Annotated in this window: 5 protein-coding genes; 2 read left to right on the plus strand and 3 right to left on the minus strand. The window is 69.2% G+C overall.

The genetic code is table 11. The annotated features are described in order from the left end of the window. A partial coding sequence (locus ACFE99_RS21165) for an alpha-(1->3)-arabinofuranosyltransferase (protein WP_375488366.1) occupies window positions 1-3882 on the minus strand: 3882 nt, incomplete at its 3' end. 58 nt (window positions 3883-3940) lie between these two features. Next, entirely contained in the window at window positions 3941-4114 is a 174-nt protein-coding gene (locus ACFE99_RS21170) for a DUF2613 domain-containing protein (protein ID WP_375488367.1), read from the minus strand. Window positions 4115-4354: 240 nt separating this feature from the next. Between ACFE99_RS21170 and ACFE99_RS21175 the strand changes: the two genes are divergently transcribed. Next, on the plus strand, window positions 4355-5464 hold the full coding sequence (locus ACFE99_RS21175; RefSeq protein ID WP_375488369.1) for a glycoside hydrolase family 3 N-terminal domain-containing protein: 1110 nt from the start codon (window positions 4355-4357) through the stop codon (window positions 5462-5464). A gap of 96 nt (window positions 5465-5560) precedes the next feature. Then, complete coding sequence (locus ACFE99_RS21180) at window positions 5561-6199, plus strand: TetR/AcrR family transcriptional regulator (protein ID WP_375488370.1); 639 nt, start codon at window positions 5561-5563, stop codon at window positions 6197-6199. 16 nt (window positions 6200-6215) lie between these two features. Here ACFE99_RS21180 and ACFE99_RS21185 read toward each other — a convergent pair. Beyond that, a partial coding sequence (locus ACFE99_RS21185) for a MaoC/PaaZ C-terminal domain-containing protein (protein WP_375488368.1) occupies window positions 6216-6539 on the minus strand: 324 nt, incomplete at its 5' end.

Raw genomic sequence — 6539 nt, forward strand, 5'->3', positions numbered from 1 at the left:
CCACGCGAGCAGGGCCAGCAGCGGCAGCAGAGCCAGCCCACCCAGCAGCCCGGCGCGGTACCACGAATTCGAGACGAAAATCAGCGTGATTGTGCCCGACGTGCCCGCGGGCACCAGCCAGCCTTGCTGCCAGCCGTTGACGGCGATCGGCGTCAGTCTTGTTCCGTCGCTGGTGCTCGCCACCCAGCCGGGGTTGATGCTTTCCGGTACCACCAGCACCCGCGAGGTGCTCGCCGCGGGTGCCTGAACTTCGCGCCGTGCCGGACCCCATGCTCCCGTAGCCGCGGGAACCTGTGCGACCGTGGGTAATTCGGCTGCGTCGGAAGCCGTCAGCTCGGCTCCGTCGACCGCGAACGTGTCGCCGGGGCTGATGACCAACTCTTGCTGGCCGGGCGGCAGCGCGATGGGCTCGCGTTCACATGGTTGCGCGGCCACCGGTTCCCCGTTCAGCAGCGCGCCCACCGTGGTGTGGACCGCGGTGTGGACAAAGCGGCCCGCTATCCCGATGACCGGGCCGTGACCGCAGTCGACGGTGATCTCCCGCGAGCGGTTGCGCTGTGCCTCGGCAGCCGCCACTGGTCGACCGTCCCCGCCGAGCACCGCTACCTCGGCCAAACCCGGTGGCTTGAGCTGGTCGAAGCCCAGCGCTGTGCGGTCAATGACGTCGTCCCAGTCCAGCAGGCTGATTGTGACGGTATCGGTGCTGCGCGCTTTGAGCCGCACTGTCTGGGCGCCGGCATGGTCGCCCGATTTCAGTTCGTGAACCTGCGGACCGTCGCCGAGGTCGACCGCCACCATGGTGGGGTGGGCCGGCACCGCCGACACGCTCGGCGTGAGCCGCAGCCCGGTCACCTCTGTGGGCCGCGGCAAGGTGAGGGTCAGCGTCGGCGGGGTCTTGTGCTGAACGACGTGCTGGGGTGCTGTCCACGCGGTGGCCGGATCACCGTCGGTGGCGGCGTATGCGGAGCCGAGCACGTCGACAAGGTCGGAGTCGCCGCGGGCCCGCACGGTGTCCGGCTCGGTGAACAGGTCAGCCAGCTTCGGGCCCTGCCGCGGCCGTACCCACACCCTGGGCGTCACTGACACCGCCCGCGGCACGGTGAGCGTCCGGCTGAACCCCACCTGCTCCTCCGGGGTCAGTGCCATCGACGCCGCGCAGTGCACACCGTCGGGCCCCTCGGCGCAGCCCGGTCGGCCGAGCGGCTCCGAACCCAGGTCCCATTGCGTCACAGCCGACTTCGGCGATGGAGCGGGAACCTGCACGGTGTGGCGCAGCTCGACCGGATGGGCGAAACCCGAGGCGTCGTACTGGGTGATCGACAGATCGGTGATACCGAACTGCACACCGGCGGACCCGTCGTCGGTGCCGATGGCGGTGATCCGCACCCACGGCGTTTCCCCGTAGGGCAGCGCCGCGGTGCGAGGCTTGCCGGCCTGGTCGAACCGCAGCGTGGTGGTGCCGCTGACGGTGGCGATCTGGATTCGGCGGATCTGGGCGCCGACGGCGGTGGCGCTGGGCGTCAGGGTGATGACGCCGTTGGTCACCGGGTGGTCGAAATCGACCTGTAGCCATTGCCCGACCGCGGCCTGCAGCGCATTGGACACCCACGCAGTCGCCGGGTCGCCGTCGATGGCAGCGGCCGGGGAGGTGGCGGGCGCGACGTCCGGCAGCGCGGTGGAGTCCGACGACGAACTCGACGCAGTGAGCCGGCCGCCGTTCCAACCGCCGAAAACCGTGGCGGCACCGGGGACGGGGTAGTCGGGTACCCGGTTGTAGGTGTGCCGGGCGTCGCCGGCCGCGCGGATCGCGGACGAGTGGTTGTCGACGCGGCCGTAGTCGGTCTCCCGCGCCAGCGGGGTGTCGGTGACGGTGACCTGGGGCACCGGCACGCCGGCGCGGGCGGCGTCGGAGCTCAGCAGCACCGGGCCCAACGCGGGTTGGTCAAGCAGGCGCCGCCGTTCGTCGAGGCGCAGCAGCACCTCGGGGCCGCCGCCGACGCGGTCCAGCTGGTCGGTGTCGGCGAAGTAGGGTGCGCCCGGTTTGCCGGCGGCCGCGGCGACTCGGTAGATCTCCACCGCGGGATACCGTGGCCGCAGGCCGCTGTCGGCGACGAACCCCGACAGCGCGCCGGCACCGACCGGCGCCCCGAACTGTGCCAGCTTTTCCAGCCCGGGCGATCCGGCGATGGCGCGGTGCACCAGAATCGGGCGGGCCGACCGTGAGGTCTGTGGGTCGAGGTCGTTGCGCACCACCACATACGAAATGCCTTGGCGGGCAAGGGTATCAGCCAGCCCTACCGATGGCCGTCCGGCGGCGAACAAGCGCTGCACCGAGTCTAGGGCGCGGATGGTCTGCGGCGGCGTCAGCGGAATGGAGTCTCGGACCCCCCACGGGCTGTCGCCGAGAACCTGCAGCGGCTCATCGTGGCTGGTGCCCCACACCTGGGTCGCAAACGGCGCGCCGGGTACCACCAGCACCCGCCCAGGCGTCGGGGTGCCGGTGTTGTGCTCGGTGAGCCAGTCGGCCGCGTCACGCCAGTACTGGGGTATCGCGCGGAAGGTGCCCGGCGGCGTGAGCCGACCGGTCCAGGCCAGCGACGTGCCCACCATGAGCGCGATCAGGACGACGATCCCGACGGCAACCCGCTTGTCGCGTTCGGGGTGGGAGAAGGCGGCGACCCATTCGCGGACGGGCGTGCTGCCCGGCAGCGGTACCCGGCCCAGCAGGTGAGCCAGACCCAGCACCACCGGGATCCGGATCAGCGACTCCAGCTTGTGGACGTTGCGCAGCGGTGCGCCGCCGGCATCGAGAAACGCCTGTACCTGATGCGCCACCGGCGAGGCCAGCCCACCGGAGTAGCCGGCGCCCAACAGCGTCACTCCGATCAGCAGCATCGTGACCAGCCGCCCCCGGGCAGGCATGGCCCGCATGGCCAGTCCGGCCAAGCCGGCGGCCGCGACCAGGCAGGTGGCCAGGATGGCAACCGATCCGGTCACCAGCGGTGCGCCCGCGGTGGCGTTGGGCGCCACGAACGGCGTCCAACTGTCCGTTCCGCGCAGCACCTCGATCAGCGATGACCATTGGGCGGTGACGCCGGAGGATTCGATGAAGTCCAGAAACGGCGGGCTGATTCGGGCCAGCAGGATCAACGCCACCAGCCACCACAACATCGCCAGCGCCATGGCCAACAGCCACCACGCGGTATAGCGCCACCACACCCGGTTGGGGCGATGGCACGCCCACCAGATGACGGCGGGTAGGCAGCCCGCCAGCGTCGCGATCGCGTTCACCGCGCCCATCAACGCGACCGCGAGCCCGGCCTGTCCGGCCAGCTGTCGCACCGATCTGCCAGGATCTGCGCGCAGCGCCAGAATCGTCGGCAGCAGCACCCAGGGCGCCAGCATGATCGGCAGGGTCTCCGACGAGATGGACCCGAGGGTGGTCAGTGCCCGCGGCGACAGTGCGAACGCCGCAGCGGCGATTACCCGTGAGCTCGGGCTGCCGATGCCGAGCGCTTCAGCGACCCGCAACAATCCCCAAAACCCGACCGTGAGCAGCAGCGCCCACCACAGCCGCTGGGTGACCCAGCCAGGTAGCCCGAGCAGGTGGCCGGCCAGGAAGAAGGCACCGTGCGGAAACAGATAGCCGTAGGCCTGGTTTTGGGCCTGGCCAAACGGCAGCTCGCTGTTCCACAGGTTGGTCGCGCGGGCCAGGAACCGCAGCGGGTTGGCGGTCAGGTCGAGTTTGGTGTCGGGGGAGATCTGCCCCGGCGACTGGGCGAAGCTCAGCGCCAGCGCGACCGTCGCGACCAACCACAACCAGCGCCGCGGTAGCGGCGCCGCAAACGACTGTGTGGGGACAGCTGGGGTCGCCGCGCTCAAACTAGATCCGGGTTCCCCAGCGTTTCCCCGGGCCACCACGCCGGCCCGCATCACGAGGTTACGCGCGGTTGCCGTACTCGACCCGGTTGAGCACCGACGACTGCGGGTCGCCGCCGGGCAGTGGCGGCTTGGTGTCCTGTTGCACCATCAGCGTGATCCCGAAGATGGCGGCCGCGCCCAGCAACAGACCGACCACGACGCTAGCCGCCGCAGGCGCAACGAACCGGTTCATCGGTGGCTCCTCGAAATTGCAGTCGTGGGTTGTCGCCAACCTAGCAGAAATCCGATTCGCGGCCGCCGGAGCATTGCCGCGCCGCAAGGGGTCGCCACGGCAGCCGTGTAAGGCAGGTTGGTCAGGCAGCCGTCTTGCGCTTTTGTGGGTCCGGCGGGGCCACAACAACCGCGATCCGGGCCGTGACAGCATGGGCTGGTGTTTGTCGCCCGCACGCTGGCCGTGCTTGCCGCCGCGTCGATGCTGATGGCGGCATGCGGTCGGACACCAGAGCATCCCACGTCGTCCCCGCGGCCAAGTGCGTCGGCTAAGCCGGTGCCGCCAGCGTGCGGGGATGGGACGGCGATGCTGGCGGCAATGTCGGCGCGCGACAAGCTGGCCCAACTGCTGATGGTGGGCGTGCGCAACGCCGGTGATGCCAGGGCCGTCGTGGCCAACCACCACATCGGAGGCATCTTTATCGGCAGCTGGACGGATCTGTCGATGCTGACCGACGGCTCGCTTACCGATATCGCGCGCAGCGCAGCCCCGCTGCCGCTGGCGGTGAGCGTCGACGAGGAGGGCGGCCGAGTCGCGCGGCTGTCCCCGCTGATCGGACCGGCCCCGTCGGCCCGGACGCTGGCGCAGACCAAGACCGCCGATCGGGTCTACAGCATGGCGCTGGACCGCGGCCACAAAATGCGCGGCCTGGGCATCACCATCGACTTCGCCCCGGTGGTCGACGTCACCGACGCCCCGGCCGACACGGTCATCGGCGACCGATCGTTCGGATCGGATCCGGCCGTCGTCACCGCGTACGCCGGCGCATATGCCCGCGGCTTGCGCGATGCCGGGCTGCTGCCGGTGCTCAAGCATTTTCCGGGGCACGGACACGGCTCCGGTGACTCGCACACCGGAGCCGTCACCACACCGCCGCTGTCGGAGTTGCAAAACGACGATCTGGTGCCGTACCGGACCTTGGTCACCGCCAGCCCGGTCGGGGTAATGATCGGTCACATGCAAGTTCCCGGACTGACAGGAACCCAACCGGCGAGCCTCAGCCCGGCCGCGGTGAAGTTGCTGCGCGGCGGTGCCGGGTACGGTGGCCCGCCCTTCGACGGCCCGGTTTTCAGCGACGACCTGTCCAGCATGGCCGCGATCTCGGACCGTTTCGGCGTGGCCGAGGCGGTGTTGCGCACCTTGCAAGCCGGCTCCGACACGGCGCTGTGGGTCACTACCGACGAGGTGCCCGCGGTGCTCGACCGGCTGGGGAAGGCGCTGGCCGCCGGCGAGTTGACGACGCCGGCGGTCGACAAATCGGTGTTGCGGATGGCCGCGGTGAAGGGGCACAACCCGGCCTGTGGCCGGTAGAGCATGTGGGCGACAGGCCCATTAATTACTCTGGAGTCACATAATCCGGATGACGACTCCGGCGGCTCAAGCTCGGCAGTTCAAGAAGGACAGCACATGGCAGGTGGTACCAAACGGTTGCCTCGTGCTGTCCGCGAGCAGCAGATGCTGGATGCGGCCGTGCAGATGTTTTCCGTCAACGGCTATCACGAGACCTCGATGGATGCGATCGCCGCCAAGGCCGAGATCTCCAAGCCGATGCTGTACCTGTACTACGGGTCCAAAGAAGAGCTTTTCGGTGCTTGCCTGAACCGCGAGTTGACGCGCTTCATCGAAGGCGTGCGCGAAGACATTGATTTCGACCAGAGCCCGAAGGACTTGCTGCGCAACACCATCGTGTCGTTCCTGCGCTACATCGACGCCAACCGCGCGTCGTGGATCGTGATGTACACGCAGGCCACCAGCTCGCAGGCGTTCGCGCAAACCGTCCGCGAGGGCCGCGAGCGGATCATCGAGCTGGTCGCCCGCCTGCTGCGCGCGGGCACCCGCAACCCCGAGCCGGATACCGACTTCGAGATGATGGCCGTGGCGCTGGTAGGCGCCGGCGAGGCGGTGGCGACCCGGCTCAGTACGGGGGACACCGATGTCGACGAAGCGGCGGAGCTGATGATCAACCTCTTCTGGCGCGGCCTGAAGGGCTGGCCGGCCGATCGCGACGCTGGCACCGCGACCAAGGTCGCTACGGGTTCCGGCTAGCCACCGGAGGCGTCGGCTACAGCGCGCGAACCGTGCCGGTGAGATACGGGTAGCGCTTGGCGATATTGCGCAACGCAAGATCCCAGCCGTCGTCGACGCGCTCGACGTACAGCCCGGCCTGCGCAGGCAGCACCATAGGTTTGCCGAACCGCACCGCATAGCTGACCGCTTCCGGAAGACGGGCCTCGATATTGGCCAATACCGCTGCAGCACTGAACATTCCGTGTGCAATCACGGTAGGGAAGCCGAACCGCTTGGCCGCGCTCGGGTTGGGGTGGATCGGATGATGGTCGCCCCCGACTGCCGCATAGCGGCGAATCTGTCCGGGAGTGATTCGCAG

Source organism: uncultured Mycobacterium sp. (genome assembly GCF_964249325.1).
Taxonomy (GTDB): Bacteria; Actinomycetota; Actinomycetes; order Mycobacteriales; family Mycobacteriaceae; genus Mycobacterium.